Here is a 22,439-nt window from a genome sequence, read left to right as displayed (position 1 = left end):
ATGTGAAGCATGACTTCACTGCGCAAGCTCGGCTCCTCCGACCTGGAGGTCTTCCCCCTCTCCCTCGGCGGCAACGTCTTCGGCTGGACGGCGGACGAGGCGACCTCCTTCGCCGTCCTGGACGCCTACACGGCGGCAGGCGGCAACTTCGTCGACACCGCCGACTCCTACTCGTCCTGGATCGAGGGCAACTCGGGCGGCGAGTCCGAGACGATCATCGGCAAGTGGGTCAAGGCCCGCGGCAACCGCTCCGATGTCGTCATCGCCACCAAGGTCAGCCAGCACCCCGAGTACAAGGGCCTGTCCGGCGCGAACATCAAGGCCGCCGCCGACGCCTCGCTGCGCCGCCTGGACACCGACTACATCGACCTCTACTACACCCACTTCGACCAGCCCGAGGTGCCGGTCGAGGAGATCATCGGCGCGCTCGACGAGCTGGTGCGGGCGGGCAAGGTGCGCAACATCGCCGTCTCCAACATCACGCCGGAGCGGCTGCGGGAGTCCCTGGAGTTCTCCGACCGCGAGAACCTGGCCCGGTACGTGGCCATCCAGCCCCACTACAACCTCGTCTCCCGCGACACCTACGAGGGCGAGCTGCGGGACATCGCCGCCACCGCGGGCCTCGCCGCCGTCCCCTACTTCGCCCTGGCCGCCGGCTTCCTCACCGGCAAGTACCGGCCCGGTACGACGGTCGAGAGCGCGCGGGCGGGCCGCGCCGGCGCCTACGCGGAGTCGGAGCGGGGCCTGCGCGTCCTGACCGCCCTCGACGAGATCGCCGCCGCCCATGACGCGCAGGTCGCGACCGTGGCCCTGGCCTGGCTCGCCGCCCAGCCGACGGTGGCCGCGCCGATCGCGTCCGCGCGCACGCTGGACCAGCTGCCGGCGCTGCTGGCGGTGGCGGACCTGACCCTGACGGAGACGGAGATCAGCCGCCTGACGCAGGCGTCGGCCTGACCGATCCGTGGCTCTACGCGATTGATTTACGGCTGATACGGGTTGTACGCGGGATACGGCGACGCCGGATAGGCGGGCTGCGCCGGATACCCGTACACCCCGTGCACCGGCCAGGGCGGGGCGGTCACCGCGACCGGCGGGGCCGTCGCCCTGGCCGCGTAGTCCAGCGCCGGACGGGCCACGTCCTTGCGGCGCCACAACTCGGCGAGCAGTTCCCTCTCCCGTACGACGAAGTCGGCACCGGCCCGGCCGCGGCGCCCCCGGTGCCGCAGGAAGGCCAGGGAGGTCGCGTACGCCTCGTACTGGGCGACCGCCCTCGCCGCGGGCTTGCCGTAGTGGCGGGTGGCGTAGTCGCGGGCGAGGCGGCGGGCGCGCATCGAGCCGAGGGCGAACGGCTCGGCGGGGGTGAGCCAGCCGGCCATCGTGTAGGCGGGCAGCTCCTCGCGCACGGTCCGCAGCTCGCGCTGCCTGGTCCAGATGACCAGCCAGGTCAGCAGCCCGAACGAGGGCACCATGAACGCGGCGTAGACCCCGAAGAACCCGTACTCGCCGAACGTCGACGAGCTGTTCCAGATCGCGTGCATGCCCATCGCGAGCAGCAGTCCCGACAGCGGGGCGAGGACGCGGCGCAGGTGCTGGCGGTCCCCCGAGAGCGCGGCGATGCCGAAGCCGATGCCGGTGCAGACGGTGAAGAGGGGGTGCGCGAACGGCGACATGATGATGCGGACGAAGAAGGTCGCCGCGGTGACGGAGGCGATGCCGCGGTCGCCGGTCAGCTGGTCGGTGCCGAAGGCGGTGCCGAGGTAGAGGATGTTCTCGGTGAACGCGAAGCCGGTGGCGGTGACGCCGGCTATCACCACCCCGTCGACGATCCCCGTGAAGTCCCGGCGCCGGAACAGGAAGAGGAGCAGGACGGCCGCGGCCTTGGCCGACTCCTCGACGATCGGCGCTATCACCGTCGCGCCGAGGGTGTCCGCGCTGGAGGGGTCCGCGGTCGCCGTGGCGATCCATCTGGTCGCGAAGCTGTTGGCGACGATCGCTATCAGCGCCGCCGCGCAGGCGCCCCAGGCGAAGGCGAAGAGCAGATTGCGCCACGGGCCCGGTTCGACCCGGTCGAGCCAGCGGAAGGCGGCTATGAGGAGCGGTACGGGCAGCACGGCGAGGCCGAGTCCGACCAGAAACCCCTCGGTGCCGGTCTGTTGACGCACCAGGGCGAGGATGACGAGCCCGGAGAGCGCGAGCAGGGTGCTGAGCGCGCCGTACCGCACCCACTTGCGCTGCCACCAGTGGGCGTGCCCGAGCGCAGCACCGGCGGGACCACCGGCGTACGGCGGATTCGTCGGGTACGGGGGACACGTGGCCACGGCATTGACCCTAACGAGGGAGGGCGCTGCCTGCGCGGAGGCTTCAGGCGCCGGTGGGGGGTGGGTAGTTGTGTCGCTCTTCGCGGTCCTGGTCACTGGGCTCTTCGCGATGCTGTACGCGACGGAAGAGCAGGTCGTTCACGACATGTCCCTTCTCCAGCCCCTGGCCCTCGAAACGGGTCAGCGGCCGGAACTCCGGACGCGGCGCGAAACCGCCGTCGGGCGCGGTGTTCTCGAACTCCGGGTGCGCACTCAGTACGTCGAGCATCTGTTCGGCGTACGGCTCCCAGTCGGTCGCGCAGTGCACGATGCCGCCGGGTCTGATGCGGCTCGCGGCGAGATCGAGGAACTCCGGCTGGATCAGCCGCCGTTTGTGGTGCCGCTTCTTGGGCCACGGGTCCGGGAAGTAGACGCGCAGCCCGTCGAGCGCGTCCGGGGCGATCATCTCGCGCAGCAGGATGATGGCGTCGCCGTTGCCGACCCGGACGTTGGGCAGACCGCTCTGATCGGCGAGGTTCAGCAGATTGCCCTGGCCGGGGGTGTGCACGTCCACGGCGAGGATGTTGGTGCCCGGGTCTGCGGCGGCCATCCGCGCGGTGGCCTCACCCATGCCGAAGCCGATCTCCAGCACGACCCGGTTGGCGTTCCCGAACAACTCGCCGAGATCCAGCACCCGCTGCCCGTCGATATCCAGCCCCCACTTGGGCCACAACCGCTGCAACGCGTCCGCCTGCCCGGCGGTCACCCGACTCCGCCGCGGCTGAAAACTACGGATCCGCCGCTCGAAGTGAGACCCGGCGGGATCGGGCATGGGCCCGTCGGGGAACCGGGGTTCCCCCTTGGCCCGGGTGTGGCGGAGGGATTCGCCGGGAGTGTGGGGGAGGGATTCGCCGGGGGTGTGGAGGGGGGATTCGCCGGGAGTGTGGAGGTGGGAATCGCCGGGAGTGTGGAGGTGGGAATCGTCCGGGGTGCGGGTGTGGGATTCGGTGGGGGTGTGGGCGCCGTCCGTATCGGCGTGCGCGACCTGCTCCGCGGTCTCGGGGCGCTCGTCGGGGGCGGGCGCGGCGGGGCGGGGCGTTTCGGGGATGTTGGGGGACTCAGACACAGTGGGTCGATTTTACGTGCGTGGGGGAGGGAGTTGTGAGGGGAAGCGGGCGTTGAGCGGGGAGCGGGCGTTTGGGCCGACGGGCCGGGCATCGGCCCAGGAGGAGACGTGCGCCAGGCGGGGGCTGGTGCGGGCGCGGCCTTGGCTGCCCTCGCCCTCCCAGGGCCGGCTCAGTCCAGTACCGCCAGTGCCCGGCGGGCCACCTCGCGGCCGATCGGCAGGGATGCCGTGGCTGCCGGGGAGGGGGCGTTCAGTACGTGGACCGTTCGTGGGCCCTCCTTGATCAGGAAGTCGTCGACCAGCGTGCCGTCCCGGAGGACCGCCTGCGCGCGCACCCCGGCCGTCGACGGCACCAGGTCGTCCCGTGTCACCGCCGGCAGCAGCCTGCGCACCTCCGTCGTGAACGCCCCCTTCGACACCGACCTGTGCAGCTCGCCCGCGCCGTACCGCCAGTGCTGCCGGGCCATCCGCCACGCCCCCGGCCAGGCCAGCGTGCCCGCCGTCTCCCGGGGTCGTACGACCCCCCAGCCGTACCCCTCGCGGGCCAGCGCCGGCACCGCGTTGGGCCCGACGTGCACGCCCCCGTCGATCCCCCGGGTGAGATGTACCCCGAGGAACGGGAACGCCGGATCCGGTACGGGATACACCAGTCCGCGCACCAGCTCGGGCCGCGCCAGCGCGTAGTACTCGCCGCGGAACGGCACGATCCGCATCTCCGGGTCATCGCCGGTCAGCCGGGCGACCTGGTCGCAGTGCAGCCCGGCGCAGTTCACCAGCACGCGGGCGCGGATGACGTCCCCGCGGGCGGTGCGGACGGCGACCCCCCGCTCCGGGCGCCGGTCCACCTGGACGACCCGCGAGCCGTACCGGATCTCCGCACCGGACGCGTGCGCCAGCTGCTTGGCGACGCCGACGAAGTCGCACACCCCGGTCGTCCCGACGTGTATGGCGGCCAGGCCGCGGACCTCGGGCTCGTACTCCGCGATCTGGGCGGCGCCCAGCTCCTGTACCGGAATCCCGTTCTCCCGACCGCGCTGCACGAGCGCGTGCAGGCGGGGCAGCTCGTCCCGCCGGGTCGCGACGATCAGCTTCCCGGTGACCGCGTGCGCGATCCCGTACTCGGCGCAGAACTTCACCATCTCGGTGGCGCCGCGCACCGCGTACCGCGCCTTCAGCGAACCCGGCCGGTAGTAGATCCCGCTGTGGATCACCCCGCTGTTCCGCCCGGTCTGATGCCGGGCCGGCCCGGGCTCCTTCTCCAGCACGGTCACCCGCGTACCGGGCGCCGCCCGCGTGATCGCATACGCCGCGGACAGCCCGACGATGCCCCCACCGACCACGAGCACATCACAGTCGTAACCGCCCCTGGACCCCACCGGCACCACCTCCACGATTCGATAGTGCACTGCGCCACTGACAGTCACTTCAAACACGGGGATGTGCATGCCGGTAAGGGGCGCGGGACTGTTGCGATGTGCGGCTCCGCCGCGTGGGCGCGAGCAACCCACCACGACCTGCGGTCAGAAGATCGCAGGCACCCGGCAGACGCGTAAAAACCCTTACGCCGGAGCCATCAGCAACGGCCGAGCCCTCTCCCGCAGCTCCACGACCCGCGGCTCATCCCCATACGGCTCCAGCCGGTGCAGAAGATCCTTCACGTACTCCGTCGTCCGAGCCGAAGAGATCCGCCCGGCAACCTCCACCGCACGCACCCCCTGCTCACACGCGGCGTCAAGGTTCCCCGACTCGAGCTCCGCCACCGCCGAGACGACCAACCGCAGCCCGTGCGACCGCACGAACTCCTCCGTCGGCTTCGACAAGGCCTGCTCGGTGAACCGCCGCACCTGCCGAGGCGCCTTCAGATCGCGATAGCACTCCGCCGCGTCCGCAGCGAACCGGTCGTAGGAGTAGAACCCCAGCCAGGACGGATCGTTGTCGCCCTCACGGGACCGCTCCAGCCACCCCTCCGCCGCCTTGAGCGCCGCCCCGGCCGCGACCGCGTCACCCGCACGCGCGTGTGCCCGCGCCTCGACGAGCCGGAAGAAGCTCATGGTGCGGGCGGTCGCCAGCCCCCGATTGCGTTCCAGCGCGGCCTGCGCGAGGTCGACGCCCTCGTCGCCGAAGCCCCGATAGGTCGCCTGCAACGACATCGAGGCCAGCACATACCCGCCGAGCGGCACGTCCGCCGCCGCGCGGGCGAGCCGCAACGCCTGGATGTAGTACCGCTGCGCGGCCTCCTGCTGACCCGTGTCGAAGGCCATCCAGCCCGCGAGCCGGGTCAGTTCGGCGGAGGCGCCGAACAGTGCCCTGCCGACCTCGTCGGAGTACGAGCCGAGCAGCAGCGGTGCCGCCTCCACCCGTAAGCATTCGGGCACCATCGACGAACGCCAGTCGCCGCCCCCGTACTTGGAGTCCCAGCGCCTGGCGTCCTCGGCCGCCTCCCGCAGTTTCAGCACGTCGCTGTGGCCGACTTTGAGCGGTGCGCCGGAGCCCTCGCCGGGGTTCACCTCTCGGGCGACCGAACTGTCGGCCGGGGTTATCAGCCACCGTGAGGCGGGCGTTGCGTATGCGCTGACTGCGAACGATCCCGCGAGAGACTGCCAGATGCCACCGGTGCCTGCGCGCCGGCCCGCGAGGTCGAGACGGTAGAGCTCCGTCGCCGACCGCACCGCCTGTCCGACGTCCCGGGGGAAGGCGAGGCCCACCTCCGGTGCGGGATCCGCGTCCGCCAGGCCGATCTCGTGGAGCGGCACCGGGCGGCCGAGCTTCTGGCCGATCGCGGCAGCGATGAGGTGCGGCGCGGCACCCTGCGGCACCATCCCCTTCGACACCCAGCGCGCGACCGACGTCTTGTCGTAGCGAAGAGTCAACCCGCGTTGAGCGCCAAGATCGTTGACGCGACGCGCGAGTCCTGCGTTGCTGATTCCCGCGAGGGCGAGAACGGCGCCGAGTTTTTCGTTCGGCCCGCGTTGCTCCCTGGACATGCGCCACCCCTCGACACAGACGGCTGCCGCGCTGGCATAACCACGCGGCATTCGTAAACCCAGCGTAGTTCGCCGCATCCCAAGCGTTAAGGGGCATTGTTCCGGATGGCGGGATTGTGGTCCGTACTGAAGTGCGGGTCCGATACGGGCTGTTGTGCCGTGCTCCCATTGTGTGGCCGTGCGCCCGTCCGTGCGCTCTTCTCCGGCCATCGGGGGAGCGGTTCCATGGACCGTGCGTGGGTCGGCCCGCTGTACTGGATCCAGTGGGCTGGGGGACACCGCCGCCTCCATCCCCGCGGGCGGCGGAGAAGTCCGGGAGGCGATCTCCGCCTCCCGGGCTGCGCGCCTGTGAAGCGGTGCGCAGGGCATGTACGGAGCGTGTGCACGCGTGTCTCCGTATCGCCGATTTGGCTGAAAACCGACCCCGTCATCCCGGGCTAATCAGCGCTCCTACCATGGCAGTTGAGGGCGCGAAGGGTGTTTTCGGGGCGCGCTCCGGGGGCGCATTCGAGTCGTAGACACCGTGCCCAACAGGGGAGTTGACCTACCCCCGAGGGTGGGCGCGAGGGCGCGTTCCAGGGAGCGCAAGCGGCGCCACCACCCCTCCGAGGTGCGTCCTTCATGGCAGCATGGGGAACCAGTTCGTACGGTGCACTGGTTGTCCACAGGCTGTGGAGGCGTCGATGCGGTGGTTGGTGGGATGGAGCAGTACCGCCGCTGGGACCGCCACGATCGGTTCCGCGGGGGCTACGGGGCCCGACGGCGAGACCGTCCACCCGGTGGGCTCCCAACTCCTGTGGGGAGACCCCGATCCGCTGTGGGCGGTCGGTGACTGGCGCCCCGACGAGGTGCGGGTCGTGCGCGCCGACGCCCAGAACCGGATCGCGGTCCTCGGCACCTGCGGGGCCACCGACGAGGAGCTGCGGGTCGGGCTGTTCGCCGCGCGCGGGGGCGCACTTCGCCATCTGACGGCCTGGCCGGGCAGCTACACGGCCATCGTCCAGGTGGGCCGCCGGGTCACCGTGTGCGGCGATCTGGCGGGCATGCGGCCGGTGTTCTACACCCCCTGGGCGGGCGGCACGGCGTACGCGACGGCCGCGCTGCCGCTCGCCGACCTCATCGAGGCGAACCTCGACTTCGGCCATCTGGCAGCCCTGTTGGCGGCCCCCGACGTCCCGGCGGCCGTGCACGACTCCACGCCGTACGACGGCGTGCGGCGCATTCCACCGGGGCACACCCTGATCCTGCGCGCCGGCGCACGCGAGATCGCCGGCTACGAGCAGGTCGCCTCCCTCGCCGTCGCGGCGCCCTCGGCCGACCCGGACAGCGCGGTCGACGCGGTGCGCGACGCGCTGGTCGAGGCGGTACGCGCGCGACTGTCGGCGCCTCGGCACGTACCCGGAGCCGACATAGACCCAGGACCGGTCCCCGGCATGGGTCCCGCCGAACGGCGTGCCGCGCGCGGGATGCCGGTCGCGGGCATCGGCGCCGACCTCTCCGGCGGCCCCGCCTCGGGCACCCTGGCGCTGCTCGCCGCCGGCCTGCCGGGCATGCCGGGCACGGTCCTGGGCCACGGCACGGGCGCGGGGGAGCGGCTCCTCGCGGTCACCTTCAACGACCTGGCGGTGGGCGGCCGCGAGTCCGAACTGGAACGGGCGGGCAACCTGGCGGCCAACCCGCGCCTGCACCACGTAGTGGTCACAGGCGGCGAGGAGACCCTCCCCTACGCGGACCTCGACGGCCCCCTCACGGACGAGCCGGGCCCCTCCCTCATCTCCGCCGCCCGCCACCGCGCCCGCCTCGCCGCCGGCAGCGCCGACCACTTCACGGGCTACGGCGCCCGCCAGGTCCTGGACGCGCACCCGGCCCGCCTGGCCGACCTCCTGATGGACCGCAAACGCCGTCACCTGGTACGTCCCGTGGCCGCGCTCGCCAAGGCCGACGGTTCGGTGATGGTCCCCGCGCGCGTGTACGGCGCCGCCCGCCGGCTGGCCCGCACCCCCTACCTCGAAGGCCTGGAACTGCTCGGCGAACGCCTGATGCAGCGCCGCTTCGAGGAGCCGGGCGGTGCCGTCGGCGCGTCCCTGTCCGCCCTCACCTGGGCCAGACCGGGCCCCGCGGCACGCTGGCTGACCGGCGAGGCGCTCGCTGAAGTATCGGTTCGCCTCCAGACCTCCACGAACCGCTCGGGCATCGGCCCCGGCCAACGCCCCGGCGACCATCGCGCGCGTGCGGCGCTGTTCCGCCACGCGGCGGACCTACGAGTCCTCGAACAGGCGGCGGAGATCCGCTCCCAACGCCTTCATGCCCCCTTCCTCGACAACCAGGTGGTCCGCGCCTGCCGCGCCCTCCCCGAGGCCCTGCGCGTCCAGCCAGGCGCCCGAGCGGCCATCCTCCGTACGGTCCTGGAGGGCGCGGGCGTAACGGACCTGCCCCCGGGTTGGGGCGCCCCTACCCACGCCCCCGCGGCAGCCGCGTCCCGCAAGGGCCTCCGCGTAGCGGCGGACTCCTTGATGTCCCTCTTCGGCACGCCCCTCCTGGCGGAGGCGGGCCTGGTGGAAGCGCGGGTGGTCCGCAAGGCCCTCCGGGCAGCCGCCGAAGGCGAACCCCTCCCCTTGGACGGCCTCGCCGACCTGGTCTCCCTGGAACTCTGGCTCCGCCGCCTCCTCTCCCGCCGAGGCACCTGCTGGACGGGAACACCGGCCCGACAGAGGGCGGTCCCGGCGGGCATCACGCCGAGGCGGGGTGCGTTGGCTTCGGGGGGTGGGGCGGGGGTGGCGTGAGGGTCCCGGATACCGGCGTGAGGCCACGATCACGCACGCGTGCGTGCCTGCGGTGGTGGGAAGCGCCGGTTCGGCGTACGAGGCCGAGGCTCTGGCATCCCGATCCCCCACCCACCCCCATGTCCCACCCCACTGCACGGGCCTCCGCCTCTGGACGCCGGTCCGCATCTTTCAGCTCGTCCGGCGTGTGAGGCCAAAGCTCTGCCACCCCAATCCCCCGCCCACCCCAATCCCCACCCACCCCATGCCCCCACCCACCCCATGCCCCCACCCACCCAACGGGCCTGCGCCTCCTCGACGCCGGTCCGCATCTTTCAGCCCGTCCGGCGTTTGAGGACGAGGCCGTTCAGGCCGAAGCGGGGGTCTGGGGGCGCAGCCCCCAGTGGGGTCGAAGGGGCAGAGCCCCTGGAGGATGGGACGGGTAGGGGCGGCGGGGGCGAAAACAACCACCCCCCACCACGCCACCGCCAACAAACACCGTGCCCCACCCCCCACCCCCAGCGACAATGACCCGGTGCGGTACAGAATCCTGGGCATAACCCAGGCCGAGGACACCCAGGGCACCCCCCTACCCATCCCCGGCCCCCGCCTCCGCACCCTCCTCACCGCCCTCGCCCTCCACCCCGGCCGCCTCACCACCCCCGACACCCTGATCGAAGAGATCTGGTCGGACACCCCACCCCACGACGCCCCCGCCGCCCTCCAGGCCCTGATCGCCCGCCTGCGCCGCACCCTCGGCAAGGACGCCATCACCTCCGCCCCCGGCGGCTACCGCCTCACGGCCACCCCGGACGACGTAGACCTGTTCGTCTTCGAACGCCTCGTCCACGAGGGCACCACCGCCCTGTCGACCGACGACGCGCACACCGCCGCCCACACCCTCGACGAGGCCCTGGCGCTATGGCGCGGCCCCGCCCTCGCCGACCTCCCCGACCGCACGGCCGCGACCCGCGCGAACGCCCTGCACCTGGAGGCGACCCGAGCCCGCACCGAGGCGGCACTGCGCCTGGGCCGAGCCCAGGAGGTCGTACCCCGCCTCAGAGAACTGACCACGACCCACCCGTACGACGAACCTCTGCACGCGTTGCTCATCCGCGCCCTGCGCCACACGGGCCGCACGGCAGACGCCCTGGCCGCCTACGAGACGGCCCGCCACACCCTCGCGGAAGGCCTGGGCGCGGACCCGGGCCCCCAACTCCGCGCCCTCCACGCAGAGTTGCTGACCACACCACCCACCCACCTAGCCAGCCCCACTCACACCAGTCACCCCACTCACCCCGCGGACCCTGCCCAGCCCACCGACTCAGCCCACCCCGAAGCCCCCACCCGAACCGGCAACCTCCGTCCCCGACTTACCTCTTTCGTGGGCCGGGAACCTGAGCTCGATGCCATCCGTTCCGAATTGCACAGGGCCCGACTGGTCACGCTCACCGGACCGGGCGGCTCAGGAAAGACCCGCTTGGCCGAGGAAGCCGCCGCAGGCACCCCCCAGGCCTGGCTGGTCGAACTGGCACCCCTCGACCACCCCGAGGCGGTGCCCGGCGCGGTGGTCAACGCCCTCGGTCTGCGCGAGACCGTACTGAAGACCACCGAGCTGACGGCCCCGCAGGACGACCCGATCGCCCTGCTGATAGAGCACTGCGCCCACCGCAGCCAGCTCCTGATCCTTGACAACTGCGAACATGTCATCGAGGCGGCAGCCACCCTCGCCGAGACCCTCCTCACCCACTGCCCGGGCCTCACGGTCCTCGCCACCAGCCGTGAACCCCTGGGCGTCCCCGGCGAGTCCGTGCGCCCGGTCGAACCCCTCGTCCCAGACCAGGCGCACCGCCTCTTCACGGAGCGCGCCACCGCCGTCCGCCCCGACGCGGCCGACCTGCTCCGCGACGAGGTCGACAGCGCGGCGGTGGACGAGATCTGCCGCCGGCTCGACGGACTGCCGCTCGCCATCGAACTGGCCGCCGCCCGGCTGCGCCTGCTCACTCCGCGCCAGATCGCCGACCGCCTGGACGACCGCTTCCGCCTCCTCACCTCCGGGAGCCGCACGGTCCTGCCCCGCCAGCAGACCCTGCGCGCGGTGGTCGACTGGTCCTGGGACCTGCTCGACGAGCGGGAGCGGACGGTACTGCGCGAGGTGTCCGTCTTCGCCGGCGGCTGGGACCTCGCGGCGGCCGAGGCCGTGTGCACGGGCCCCGCCGCCGACCTGATCGGCTCGCTGGTCGACAAGTCCTTGATCGTGGCGTCCCCGTACGAGCGGGACGGCGGCGACGGCATGCGGTACCGCATGCTGGAGACCATCCACGAGTACGCCGTCGAGCGCGCCGCCGAGGTCCCCGAACTGCGCGCCGCGGCCGAGCGCCGGCACCGCGCGTGGGTGCTCGCCCTCGTGGAGGAGGCCGAACCCCAACTGCGCTCCGCCGCCCAACTCCCGTGGATCGCCCGCCTGGAGACGGAGTTGGACAACATCCGCGCGGCCTTGCACGGGGCCCTGGCCGCGGGAGACGAGGCCGAGGCGGGCGCCCTCGCCCTGGCCACGGGCTGGTTCTGGTGGCTGCGCAACTACCGCACGGAGGCCATGGCCTGGACCGACCGGATCCTGCGCCTGGGCATGGCACTGGACGCCGCCGAGCGAAGCGCCCGCCGCCACGAAGGCGATCCCGTCGACCCCGTCCCCGTAGGTCCCGCCGATCCCGTCCCCGTGGGCCCCGCCGATCCCGTAGATCCCGTCGGCGCCTTCCTCGCCGCCCCGGACGGGGAGACGCACCACCCGCTGCACGCCCTGCGGATGAACCTCCGGATGCTGAACCTCTTCCTCAGGGTCGACAACGAGCCGCTGGACGGTCTCCTCGACGACCGCATGCGGGAGTACGTCGACCGGGTGCGGGACCACTTCGCGGTAGGCGGCCCGGACGCGGCCCGGGTGCCGGGGCTCGTGTGGCCGCTGACCACCTTCGTCAGGGACGGCTCACTGGACGTACGGGCCGCCCTGGCCAGTGCGGTCGCCAACTGCCGTGCCCACGGCGACGACTGGTCGATCGGCGTCAGCCTGATGTTCCGTACCCACATGCTCGTCGACTCGACGGGCGGCCTGGAGGAGGTCGACGACGACCTGGCGGAACTGCGGACGCTCAGCCGTCGGGTCGGCGACCGCTGGATGCGCGCCCAGGTGTGCAGCGCGGCCGGTGAGACGGCGATGGTCCGCAGCCGGCCGGACGAGGCCAGGGCGGAGTACACGGAGGCATTGCGGCTGGCCTACGAGGTGGAGGCGTACGCCGAGACGCCGTTCCTCCTCGCCCGGCTCGCCGAGGTCGCCTACCGCACGGGCGACCGCTCGGGCGCGCTGACGGCCCTGGACGAGGCGACCGCCGCCGCCGACCGCTACGGCGTCGCGGAGGCCCGGGCGTTCGTCCGGCTGATGGAGGCCCGCATCGCGCTGGACGACGAGGACATCGCCCGCGCCCGTGAACTGGTGGAGGCGGTCCGGGCGGAGGTGGGGCAGGACGTGGCGCCGCCCCAGTTCATGGTGATGGTGCTGTCGATCGAGGCGATGGTGACGGTCGCCGAGTCCGGCCCCGAGCAGGGGCTGCCCCGGTTCGTGGACACCGTCCGGCAGGCGGTCGAGAAGGGGTGTGCCGACGCGGTCGTGGCGACCCTCGTGGACATGACGGCCGCTCTGCTGGCCGAGCTCGACGACCTTCCGCGCGCGGCCCGGCTCCTCGCCGCAGCCGAGGGCTGGCGCAGGGGCGTCCCCCGCTCCCGTCCGGAGGGCGAGCGCGCCGAGTGGGCCGAGGAGGCCGCCCGCGTGGGACTGGGCCCGGCGCGGTACGCGACGGAACGCGCCCGCGGAGCGACCCTCACTCAGAAAGAGGTCCTGGGCGAGCTGGCCGAACTCGGCGAACCCGGCCCGTCCACCCCGCCCGCCCCTCCCGCCGCGGATCCCCATCCGGAGCCCGGCCGGCGGCTGTTGGGGCACTAGGAAGCCGGCCGTACCTCTAGCGGGGCCCCAGGTTGCCCCTAGCCGCAGGTGAACTTCGACTCGGCCCAGTCCGCGAGCGCCAAGGAGTCGAAGTCGCTGAGCGGTTCGACGACGAGCCGTACGGTCTTGCGCCCGGCGATGTTGACATGGACGGGCACCGCCCGGTCCCCGCCCCGGACCGTCCCGGAGCGCCACAGCCGGACGCCGTCGGCGTAGACCGAGAAGTGCACCCGGCCGATTCCGAGGGTCATGTCGTCGACGCCGACGAGTGCGTCGTAGGAGTTGCAGCTGCGGTTGAGGTCGATGGAGACGGAGGACCGGCCGTGCACGGTCACGCCGTGCGCGTACTTCGTGTCGGCGATCGTCACCCCGTACCGCTGCCACACCCAACTGCTCTCGCCGAGTCGCATCTCGGGCCCGGTGCCGTCGCCGGTGACGTTGTAGGACAGCTCGCTCCACTGGTAGACGGTCGGAGCGGGCGGCGGAGGCGGGGGCGGCGTCGGGGTGGGTGTGGGGGTGGGCGTGGGCCTCGGAGTCGGTTTCGGCGTTGGCGTGGGCTTCGGGGTCGGCGTCGGGCTGGCCTTCGGCCGGGGTTTCGGCGTTGGCGTCGGGGTCGGCCTGGGGGCGGGTGCCGCCGCGAACACCGGGGGCTGCGGCTCGGGTTCCTTCTTCGAGGGCGCGGGCGTCGGCACCTCGGGCTTGACCACCGGCGCGGACGCGGGCGGCTTGGCGTCGGGCTTCTTGGGCGGGACCTCGTTGTTGACCAGCGCGAGCGCCACCGCCGCGGCCGCCACCGCGACGACACCGGCCGCGATGCCGGCCTTCACGGGCGCGCCGAGTCCCTCGGAGGCCGCCGCGCCACCGGCGCCCGCCCCGCCCGACGAGCTGCCGCCCGCCGCCACGGCCGCACCCGTGGCCCCCGCCGCGCCGGCTCCCGCGCCACCGGCGATGAGCGCGACGACCTTGGCGTACCCGGCGGCACCGAACCAGCCGATGACCGCGACCGGCACAACACCCGGGATACCGCTGGCGACTTCCTTGATCTGGCCCGCGGCAAGCCGGCACTTGGCGCACTCCTCCAGGTGCTTGCGCAGGCCCCGTTCGGCACGGGTGCGCAGTCCGCCGCGGGCGTAGGCGCCGAGCCGGTCGGCGTAGCGGGCGCACTCCTCGTCGCCGACGAGCGCGGCGCTGACGTGGGCCTGGAGGTAGGCCTGCTTGAGGCCCTCGCGGGCGCGACTGGCCAGCACGCGCGTGCCGTTGGCGTCCAGACCGAAGAGCGTGGCGACCTCGCTCGGCGACTCGTCCTCGACCTCGGTGTGCCACAGCACGGCCTGCCAGCGCTCGGGCAGCGACCGGAAGGCCTGCATGGCCATGGACTGCTCGGCCTCGTGCATCGCCCGCACATCGGCGCCCAGGTCCAGAGTGTCGTCGTCCGACACCTCCGAGCCGCGGGCGGCCTGCGCGGCGAACACCGCGAAGTCGTCGACCAGTTGCTCGCGCCGGGCCGACTTGGTCCAGTTCGCGGCCACCCGCCGGACGGTGGTGAGCAGATAGGCGCGTACGGCGTGCTCGGGTCCCGAACCGCCGCGCACCGCCTGCAGCATGCGGGCGAAGACCTCGGCGGTGAGGTCGTCCGCGGTGTGGGCGTCACGGCAGCAGGTACGGGCGTAGCGGCGCACGGCGTCCGCGTGGCGCCGGTACAGCTCCTCGTAGGCCGTGTCGTCGCCCGCGCGCATGCGCTCGATCAGGTCGGCGTCGGCAGGCGGCAGATCCCTCGGCGGCGGCAGCACGCTGCCGTCCTCGCGCCGGTCGCGCTGCATGGGCACGCTGCCCTCGACGGGCTCACCACCCTGTGCGGGGATGGCGGCCTCGACGGGCTCGCCGCCGCGCCCCGCCCCGGCGGCCCGGCCACCCTGACTCGGTACCTGCGGGGAACCGCCGGCCTCCGGGTCACCGTCACCCAGTGACTCGTCCCGCCCGTCAACGCTCATCGCGGAAAGCCCCCGCCGCCTGACCTACAGTCGCGAACACCGGGTCAGAGTGCCATATTGGCTTTTGTTCAGGACCCCCTTGGAGGGGACCTTCCACTCGTCCGTGGGGACTTGTCGCGCCGCAGTGCTAGCCGTCACCCGTCCGGGGAAGGCTCAAATGGCCCTCATCGGGCGGGAGTTGCGTCATCTGTCCGGAATGTCGAGCGTGTTGCGGGCTCGCCCGGGGGGCGCGGGCCGCGCACAGCCCACGCTCCTCCGTCACCTTTTCGAGTAACTCCGGCCATGACAGCGGCCGAAGCCCAACGTCATGCCTGCGGCCGAAGCCCAACCGTCATGCCCATAGCCGAAGCCGCAGGGTCTTGCGCGCGGCCGCGACCATGCCGGGAGAGGCCACGGCCGCCGTACCGGAGGCCACCGCCACGCCCGTCGAGACCACGCCCGCAGTCGCAGGTCGAGACCACGACCGCGGCCAGTCACGCAGGGCCGCGATCGCGATCCGTCACAGCGGTCGGGACCGCAGCCCCTCCAGCAGGATGTCCAGCAACCGCGCCGACGCGGCGGCCTGTTGAGCCGCGTCCGGCAGCGAGGGCGCGGCCGTCGCGATCACCAGCAGGACGTCCGACACCGAGACGTCGGGCCGCAGTTCACCCGCCGCACGCGCCCGGTCCACGAGCTGGCCCACGACCTCCAGCAGCGCTGCCGCGCCCGTGTCGTCGTCCGCCGAGACCGCCGGCACCCCCTCGGGCACCAGTCGCAACTCCCCGGCACCCGGCTGGGACCGCTGCTGCGGTACGCGCGCCTCGTCGAGCACGCCGTCGGCCTGCTCGTCCGCGACGCCGACCCTGAGCACCTGCGGCGGCAGCAACCGCCCGGCACCCGAGGCCACCGACGTACGCAGGAAGCGCGAGAGCGCCGACCACGGCTCGTCCTCCTGGCCGAGCGCCGTCCGGGCCTGCTCGGTCAGCCGCGAGGTCTCCTCCTCGGCTATCCGCCGCACCAGGACGTCCTTGCTCGGGAACCGCCGGTAGACGGTCCCCACACCCACCCGCGCCCGCCGCGCCACGTCCTCCATCGGCGCGCCGTATCCGAGCTCGCCGAAGACCTCGCGCGCCGCGCGCAGTACGTGTTCCAGGTTGCGCTGTGCGTCCACGCGAAGGGGCGCCGTGCGCGCACCGTCCCCGCGTCCGTTTGTCGTCGCCGCGCTCACCACACCTGCCGGTGCGAGCGTGGACGCGGACGACCAATGAGTGTCCTGAATATGCATGAATGTTCCCCCGGTAATGACGTCTCCCCCCGGAGACTCTCCCCGCCATCGGCAGCTGGGGCGTGGGAACAAGCGCGACCACGGGCCCGCCCGTCGCGGACTCGATGAGCGCATCCCCCTACACCCCGTCGACACACGAACATAGTTGAGCGGGGGTCAATTCAGAAGGGGCAGGTTCCGCACGGAGCGCCCCCCGATCGGAGTACGGGCCGCATACGTCCCGATTACACCCCCCAAGGTCACCCGGCGCACACCCGCTGACCTGCAAACCTTCCGCGCACTCCGGCAATTCGGCCAAGTCCGGATGTCCCCGACCCGCGGTCACACAAATTGTCGAGGCTGTGGACAAACTCAAGCGCTGGGTGCGTCATGGGATGGTGAAGGAACGTGCGCGCATTCTCGTTGTCGGCGGCGGCTACGTCGGGATGTACACGGCTCTGCGCCTGCAGCGGAAGTTGAAACAAGAACTCAAGCGGGGCGAAGTCGAGATCACGGTCGTCACCCCCGACCCGTACATGACCTATCAGCCGTTCCTTCCCGAAGCGGCGGCCGGTTCCATTTCCCCCCGCCATGTCGTCGTCCCGCTGCGCCGCGTCCTGGACCGCTGCCATGTGGTCATCGGCGAGGCGGAGATGATCGACCACGCCAAGCGCACCGCGGCGGTCATGACCCTCGCCACCGACGAGGAGGGCGCGGGCCCCGAGCGACTGGAGTACGACGAACTCGTCCTCGCGCCCGGCTCGATCTCGCGCACCCTGCCCATCCCCGGCCTCGCCGAGCACGGCATCGGCTTCAAGACCGTCGAGGAGGCGATCGGCCTGCGCAACCACGTCATCGAGCAGATGGACATCGCCTCCTCCACCAGAGACCCCGCCCTCCGCGACGCGGCCCTGACCTTCGTCTTCGTCGGCGGCGGCTACGCGGGCGTGGAGGCGCTCGGCGAGTTGGAGGACATGGCCCGCTACGCCTCCCGCTACTACCACAACGTCGAGCCCGACGACATGAAGTGGATCCTCGTCGAGGCCTCGGACCGCATCCTGCCCGAGGTCGGCGAGGAGATGGGCCGCTACACGGTCACCGAACTGCGCCGCCGCAACATCGACGTACGCCTGCACACCCGCCTGGAGTCCTGCGTCGACCGCGTCGCCGTCCTCGACGACGGAGCCCGCTTCCCGACCCGGACGGTCGTATGGACGGCCGGCGTGAAACCCCACCCGCTGCTCAACGGGACCGACCTCCCGCGCAACGAGCACGGTCGGCTGAAATGCACCCCGCAGTTGACGATCGAGGGCACCACGCACGCGTGGGCCGCGGGAGACGCCGCCGCCGTCCCCGACGTCACCGCCGAGAAACCCGGCACCGAGACCGCGCCCAACGCCCAGCACGCCGTCCGCCAGGCCAAGGTCCTCGGCGACAACATCGTGCACTCCCTGCGCGGCGAGGACCTGGAGACGTACGCGCACAAGTACGTCGGCTCGGTCGCCTCACTCGGTCTGCACAAAGGTGTCGCGCAGGTCTACGGGCGCAGGCTGAAGGGCTACCCTGCCTGGTTCATGCACCGCGTCTACCACCTCAGCAGGGTGCCCACCTTCAACCGGAAGGCCCGCGTCCTGGCCGAATGGACACTCTCGGGACTCTTCAAGCGGGAGATCGTGTCGCTCGGCTCGCTCGAACATCCCCGAGCGGAGTTCGAACTCGCGGCCGGTGGAAAGCCTCCTACCGACCCGAAGGGGTCGTCCTGACCGGAGTGAGGAACTCCGTACACCGCGCAGGCGTCTGACGGATGTCGCCCTCGTAGGCCACACTGCCAGACTGGTCCCACCCCTCGGACGAGCAGAAGCTCGCCCCTCGAACCCGCGAGGCTCTCCCCACAGTGCTGCATCCCCGGGGCGCCAACCCCCAGACCCCCGGCCGGGTCCGGAGTCGGCCGAAGACGACGACACGAGGCAAGGATTCGTGAACTTCACGCGCTGGAGCGCCCGGCTCCCCGGAACGCAGCGCCGCGCCGCAGCGCGGACCGACCACGCGGTCACCGCGGACCGGCGGACGGAGGGCGCGGGCTCGGTCCCCGCCGCCCGCGCCGAACAACTCACCGACGAGCCCCCGCCCGTACCGGCCGTCGACGACCTCCCCGTCCGCGAGGTCCTCGACCGCGTCCCGGCCCTCGTCGCCCTCGTCCACGGCCCCGACCACCGCCTGGCGTACGTCAACGACGCCTATGTGACGGCCTTCGGTGTACGCCCCCTGGGCGAGCCGACCCGCGAGGCGCTGCCGGAACTCGACGAACTGGGCCTGCTCCCGCTCCTCGACCAGGTCCTGCGCAGCGGCAAGCCCCGCACCCTCAAGTCCCGCAAGGCCCCCGACGGCCGCTCCTACACCTTCACCTGCACCCCGGTCGCCCAGGGCGACGACGGCGGAGTGCTCGTCTTCGCCACCGACGTCACCGACCACGCCGAGGCCGCCGAGCGCCTGCGCGCGAGCGAACGCAGCCAGCGCGAAACGGCCGTCACCCTCCAGCGCTCCCTCCTCCCGCAGGAGCTCGAGGAACCCGACGACCTGCGCATCGCCGCCACCTACCAGCCCGGCGGCACGGAGGCCGCGGTCGGCGGCGACTGGTACGACGTCATCACCCTGGGCGGCGGCCGCACCGCCCTGGTCATCGGTGACGTCATGGGCAGAGGCGTCAGAGCGGCGGCCGTCATGGGCCAACTCCGCACGGCGGTCCGCGCGTACGCCCGCCTCGACCTCCCCCCGCACGAGGTCCTCCAGCTCCTGGACGGCCTCGCCATCGAGATCGACCCCAACCAGATCGCGACCTGCGTGTACGCCATCCACGACCCGAACGAGGGCCGCCTGGTGTACGCCTCCGCGGGCCACCTCCCGATCCTCGTCCGCGACGAGAGCGGGGTCGTCCTGCGCGCCGACGAACCGACGGGTCCACCGCTCGGCACTGGCGGCTGGATGCACTCCTCCGGCTCGATCCCGCTCGGCCCCGGCTCCACCGCCGTCCTCTACACGGACGGCCTGGTCGAACGCCGCAACGAAGACCTGGACGAGGGCATCGCCGCCCTGCAGCGCGCCCTGGCCGGCGCCACCGGCACCCCGCAGGTCGTCTGCGACCGCCTGGTCCGCTCGGCCGGTGTCACCGCGGACCACGACGACGACGTCGCCGTCCTCGTCCTCCAGCACCCGGCCCGCACCGGCCCCGACAGCGACCTGTTCCGCAACGCGGCCCTGGAGCTCCTCGGCGGCGTCGAAGCGGCCCCGCGCGCGCGTGCGTTCGCCTCCGGCGTCCTGACCAGCTGGCGCTTCCCCACCGAACTGCACGACCTGGGCGTCCTGGCCGCCAGCGAACTGGTCGCCAACTCCCTCCAGCACGGCATCCCACCCATGCGCCTGCGCCTGCGCCGCACCGACCGCCGCCTGATCATCGAGGTCACCGACGGCGACGACCACCTCCCCCGCCGCCGCCGCGCCGAACCGGGCGACGAATCCGGCCGGGGCATCGCCATCGTCGCCACCATCGCCACGAACTGGGGCTCCCGCCGCACCCCGGGCGGCGGCAAAGCGGTCTGGTGCGAGTTCGTACTCCCACGCCCGGCCTAGCCCCGCACACAGAAGCGGCCGCCACCCCCAAGGGCGACGGCCGCTCTCCCATCCCGATCTCACGCCTCGGCGACAACAGGCTCCGCAGCCGCCCCACCCCGAGCGACCACCCGACTCCTCGCCACCGCCCAAGGCCGATCCTGTACGGCGGTCAGCTGCCGCCCCAGCCGCAGCGCGAGGAACGTGATCCCGAGCGAGAACAGCAGGAACGCCACGATGTACGGCGCGTGCAGCGAGGCCCCCATCGGCCCGCCCACCGCGGGCCCGACGGCCAGCGCGAGCTGCTTCACCAGGGCGAAGGCGGAGTTGTACTGCCCGGCCATCCCCTCCGGCGCCAGATCGGCCACCAGCGGAGCCACCGTCGGCGACAACATCGCCTCACCCAGCCCGAACAGCGCGTACGTCGACACGAAGGCCGCCGTCGCCATCTCCTTGCTCCCGTGCCCGAGCCCGGCGTACCCGGCCACGACCCACGCCACGGCCCAGATCAGCCCCACGACCGCGATGACTCGCGAACGCCGGCGCCGCTCGACGAACCTCAGCACGGCGAACTGCGCGACGACGATCATCAGCGTGTTGGCGGCCAGCGCCGAACCCAGCGCGGACGTGGAGATCCCGGCGGCCTCGACCCCGTAGGCACTGAGCCCCGACTCGAACTGCCCGTAGCAGGCGAAGAACAGCACGAAGCCCAGCACGGACAGCTGCACCATGGCCCGGTTGCCGAGCAGCTGCTTCCAGCTGCCCTTCGACGACCCGGCGGGCGCGGCCCCGATGTGCGGGGCGTGCGGTGTCCGCACAGTCGCCATCACGACCGCCAGCAGCAGGAACATCGCCGCCTCGATCGCGAACAGCAGCGTGAAGGAGGAAGCGCGCGTGGTGTCGACGAGATGACCACCGATGAGCCCGCCGACGCCCAGCCCGAGGTTCTGCAGGAAGAACTGCATCGCGAAGGCACGCGAGCGCGTGTCGGACGTCGAGCAGTCCACGATCATCGTCGCCAGCGCCGGCTGCATCACGGCCTGCCCGGCACCGAGCGCCGCCGCCGACAGCAGCACGGCCGTCGCACTGCCCGCGAGCCCCAGGCTCAGCGCCCCCAGAGCGGCGGTGACCAGAGCGGCGATCAGAACCGGTAGGGGCCCGCGCCGGACGATGGCTCGCCCTGCGAACGGCAGTACGACCAACGCGGCCACGGCGAAGACGGCGAGGACGAGCCCCGCCGTCATAGCTCCCAGACCCCTGACCTGCGCCACATAGACGTACAGGTACGGGACCGTGAAGCCGAGCCCGAACGCGCTGAGTGCGTTTCCCACGTGGATCCGGCGCATCGCTGCGCCCATCGCCCTGGTCACGTTCACCTCTCTCAAGTAGTGAAGACTCCCAGTAGTTAGGAGTGAAGACTTCGAAGCTAAAGTTAGAAGCTAAATAGTACACAGAGAAGGACTTCAAAGCAAAGAGGGTGCGTGCCATACTGCGGCCATGGCCGAGACCCCTGGCGTCAACGAGCCGACGCTCGACGAGCAGATCGCCGCCTACCAGCGCGAGTTCCGGGACCTCGACCCGCAGGTCGAGCAGATCGTCTCGGCCCTGTCCCGGCTGAACCGCCGCATGAACGTCGCCTACGGCCGCCAGACCGCCGCCCTCGGCATCAGCAGCTCCGACTGGGAGGTCCTCAAGGCCCTCGTCCTCGCCGGCGATCCCTATCGGATGGGCCCCAGCGACCTCGCCAAGCGCCTCGGCCTGACGCCGGCCGCGATGACTCACCGCATCGACCGCATGGTCGGCGAGGGCCTGGTCACCCGGGAGCGCGACGAGTCCAACCGCGTCCGCGTGATCGTCGAGCTCACGGTCGAGGGTCGCGAGAAGTGGCTGGAGGCGATGCGCATGGCCACGGTCTTCGAGGAGGACCTGCTCCAGGACCTCTCCCCGGAGGACCGCACGGCCCTCGGCGACGTCCTCACCCGCCTCCTGCGTAGGGTGGAGCACGCCCAGCCGGACGCCGGCGGACGCCTCAGCGACCTGGACTAAAAGATCTTGACAGGGGCGGGTTGACAGCCCCCCTCCAGGTGCGTAAAGTTCTTCGGGTTGCCACGGGGCCGTAACGGTTCTGCGGCAGCACCTCCGCCGCGTCAGCGGCAACTCAAACCTTCAGCACGATCTCCCAGCCGGGTCGAATTCGGTGTGCCCGAATTCAATTCGATTTGGGGCTCGGCGGCCCGATTGGGAATCGCCGAGAGGATCCGCTAAGGTTTGAGACGTCGGAACGGCCCAACAGCCGGAAAGACAACCCCATCTGACGGGGAATCGGACACCGAAAGGGTCTGATAGAGTCGGAAACGCAAGACCGAAGGGAAGCGCCCGGAGGAAAGCCCCAGAGAATGTTCTGCGGGTGAGTACAAAGGAAGCGGCCGTTCC

General features: G+C 72.0%; 13 protein-coding genes. 6 read left to right on the top strand and 7 right to left on the bottom strand.

All coding sequences use genetic code 11. From position 1 onward, the window contains the following. Positions 1 to 9 precede the first annotated feature (9 nt). Positions 10 to 954 carry an aldo/keto reductase gene (locus ACIQI8_RS28325; RefSeq protein ID WP_402356093.1) on the top strand — a complete coding sequence of 315 codons (945 nt, stop codon included), beginning with the start codon at positions 10 to 12 and terminating at the stop codon, positions 952 to 954. A 26-nt stretch (positions 955 to 980) separates the two neighbouring features. Here ACIQI8_RS28325 and ACIQI8_RS28320 read toward each other — a convergent pair whose 3' ends face one another. From ACIQI8_RS28320 to ACIQI8_RS28305, 4 genes are all read right to left on the bottom strand, one after another. Beyond that, on the bottom strand, positions 981 to 2,318 hold the full coding sequence (locus ACIQI8_RS28320) for a PrsW family intramembrane metalloprotease (protein WP_402356090.1): 1,338 nt from the start codon (positions 2,316 to 2,318) through the stop codon (positions 981 to 983). A gap of 43 nt (positions 2,319 to 2,361) precedes the next feature. Then, the gene (gene trmB / locus ACIQI8_RS28315; protein WP_402356087.1) at positions 2,362 to 3,423 is read right to left on the bottom strand and encodes a tRNA (guanosine(46)-N7)-methyltransferase TrmB; all 1,062 of its coding nucleotides are present in this window, start codon (positions 3,421 to 3,423) and stop codon (positions 2,362 to 2,364) included. A gap of 170 nt (positions 3,424 to 3,593) precedes the next feature. Then, positions 3,594 to 4,868, bottom strand: coding sequence for an L-2-hydroxyglutarate oxidase (gene lhgO, locus ACIQI8_RS28310; RefSeq protein ID WP_402356084.1), 1,275 nt, complete (start codon positions 4,866 to 4,868; stop codon positions 3,594 to 3,596). Between the two features lie 114 nt (positions 4,869 to 4,982). Beyond that, positions 4,983 to 6,407, bottom strand: coding sequence for an MFS transporter (locus ACIQI8_RS28305; RefSeq protein ID WP_123999417.1), 1,425 nt, complete (start codon positions 6,405 to 6,407; stop codon positions 4,983 to 4,985). Positions 6,408 to 7,090: 683 nt separating this feature from the next. On the opposite strand from ACIQI8_RS28305, the gene ACIQI8_RS28300 reads away from it, so the two are divergent. Continuing rightward, positions 7,091 to 9,190 carry an asparagine synthase-related protein gene (locus ACIQI8_RS28300; protein ID WP_402356081.1) on the top strand — a complete coding sequence of 700 codons (2,100 nt, stop codon included), beginning with the start codon at positions 7,091 to 7,093 and terminating at the stop codon, positions 9,188 to 9,190. A gap of 514 nt (positions 9,191 to 9,704) precedes the next feature. Continuing rightward, on the top strand, positions 9,705 to 13,166 hold the full coding sequence (locus ACIQI8_RS28295; RefSeq protein ID WP_402356078.1) for a BTAD domain-containing putative transcriptional regulator: 3,462 nt from the start codon (positions 9,705 to 9,707) through the stop codon (positions 13,164 to 13,166). 38 nt (positions 13,167 to 13,204) lie between these two features. On the opposite strand, the gene ACIQI8_RS28290 is transcribed toward ACIQI8_RS28295, so the two are convergent. Further along, positions 13,205 to 15,157 (bottom strand): sigma-70 family RNA polymerase sigma factor, encoded by a 1,953-nt coding sequence (locus ACIQI8_RS28290; RefSeq protein WP_402356075.1) that lies wholly within the window; start codon positions 15,155 to 15,157, stop codon positions 13,205 to 13,207. Positions 15,158 to 15,656: 499 nt separating this feature from the next. Further along, entirely contained in the window at positions 15,657 to 16,421 is a 765-nt protein-coding gene (locus ACIQI8_RS28285) for a TetR/AcrR family transcriptional regulator (RefSeq protein ID WP_402356072.1), read from the bottom strand. Positions 16,422 to 16,795: 374 nt separating this feature from the next. On the opposite strand from ACIQI8_RS28285, the gene ACIQI8_RS28280 reads away from it, so the two are divergent. Together ACIQI8_RS28280 and ACIQI8_RS28275 are read left to right on the top strand one after the other, a co-directional pair. Further along, positions 16,796 to 18,163: an NAD(P)/FAD-dependent oxidoreductase gene (locus ACIQI8_RS28280; RefSeq protein ID WP_402357880.1), complete on the top strand. Its 1,368-nt coding sequence runs from the start codon at positions 16,796 to 16,798 to the stop codon at positions 18,161 to 18,163. Positions 18,164 to 18,377: 214 nt separating this feature from the next. Next, positions 18,378 to 20,027 carry a SpoIIE family protein phosphatase gene (locus tag ACIQI8_RS28275; RefSeq protein WP_402356069.1) on the top strand — a complete coding sequence of 550 codons (1,650 nt, stop codon included), beginning with the start codon at positions 18,378 to 18,380 and terminating at the stop codon, positions 20,025 to 20,027. A gap of 59 nt (positions 20,028 to 20,086) precedes the next feature. Here the strand turns inward: ACIQI8_RS28275 and ACIQI8_RS28270 are convergent, their stop codons facing one another. Continuing rightward, the gene (locus ACIQI8_RS28270) at positions 20,087 to 21,376 is read right to left on the bottom strand and encodes an MFS transporter (RefSeq protein ID WP_402356066.1); all 1,290 of its coding nucleotides are present in this window, start codon (positions 21,374 to 21,376) and stop codon (positions 20,087 to 20,089) included. Between the two features lie 127 nt (positions 21,377 to 21,503). Between ACIQI8_RS28270 and ACIQI8_RS28265 the strand changes: the two genes are divergently transcribed. After that, entirely contained in the window at positions 21,504 to 22,052 is a 549-nt protein-coding gene (locus ACIQI8_RS28265; RefSeq protein WP_402356063.1) for a MarR family winged helix-turn-helix transcriptional regulator, read from the top strand. Positions 22,053 to 22,439: the final 387 nt, after the last annotated feature.

It is taken from the genome of Streptomyces sp. NPDC092369, assembly GCF_044755245.1.
Classification (GTDB): domain Bacteria; phylum Actinomycetota; class Actinomycetes; order Streptomycetales; family Streptomycetaceae; genus Streptomyces.
This window is presented reverse-complemented; position numbering and strand designations above follow the sequence as displayed.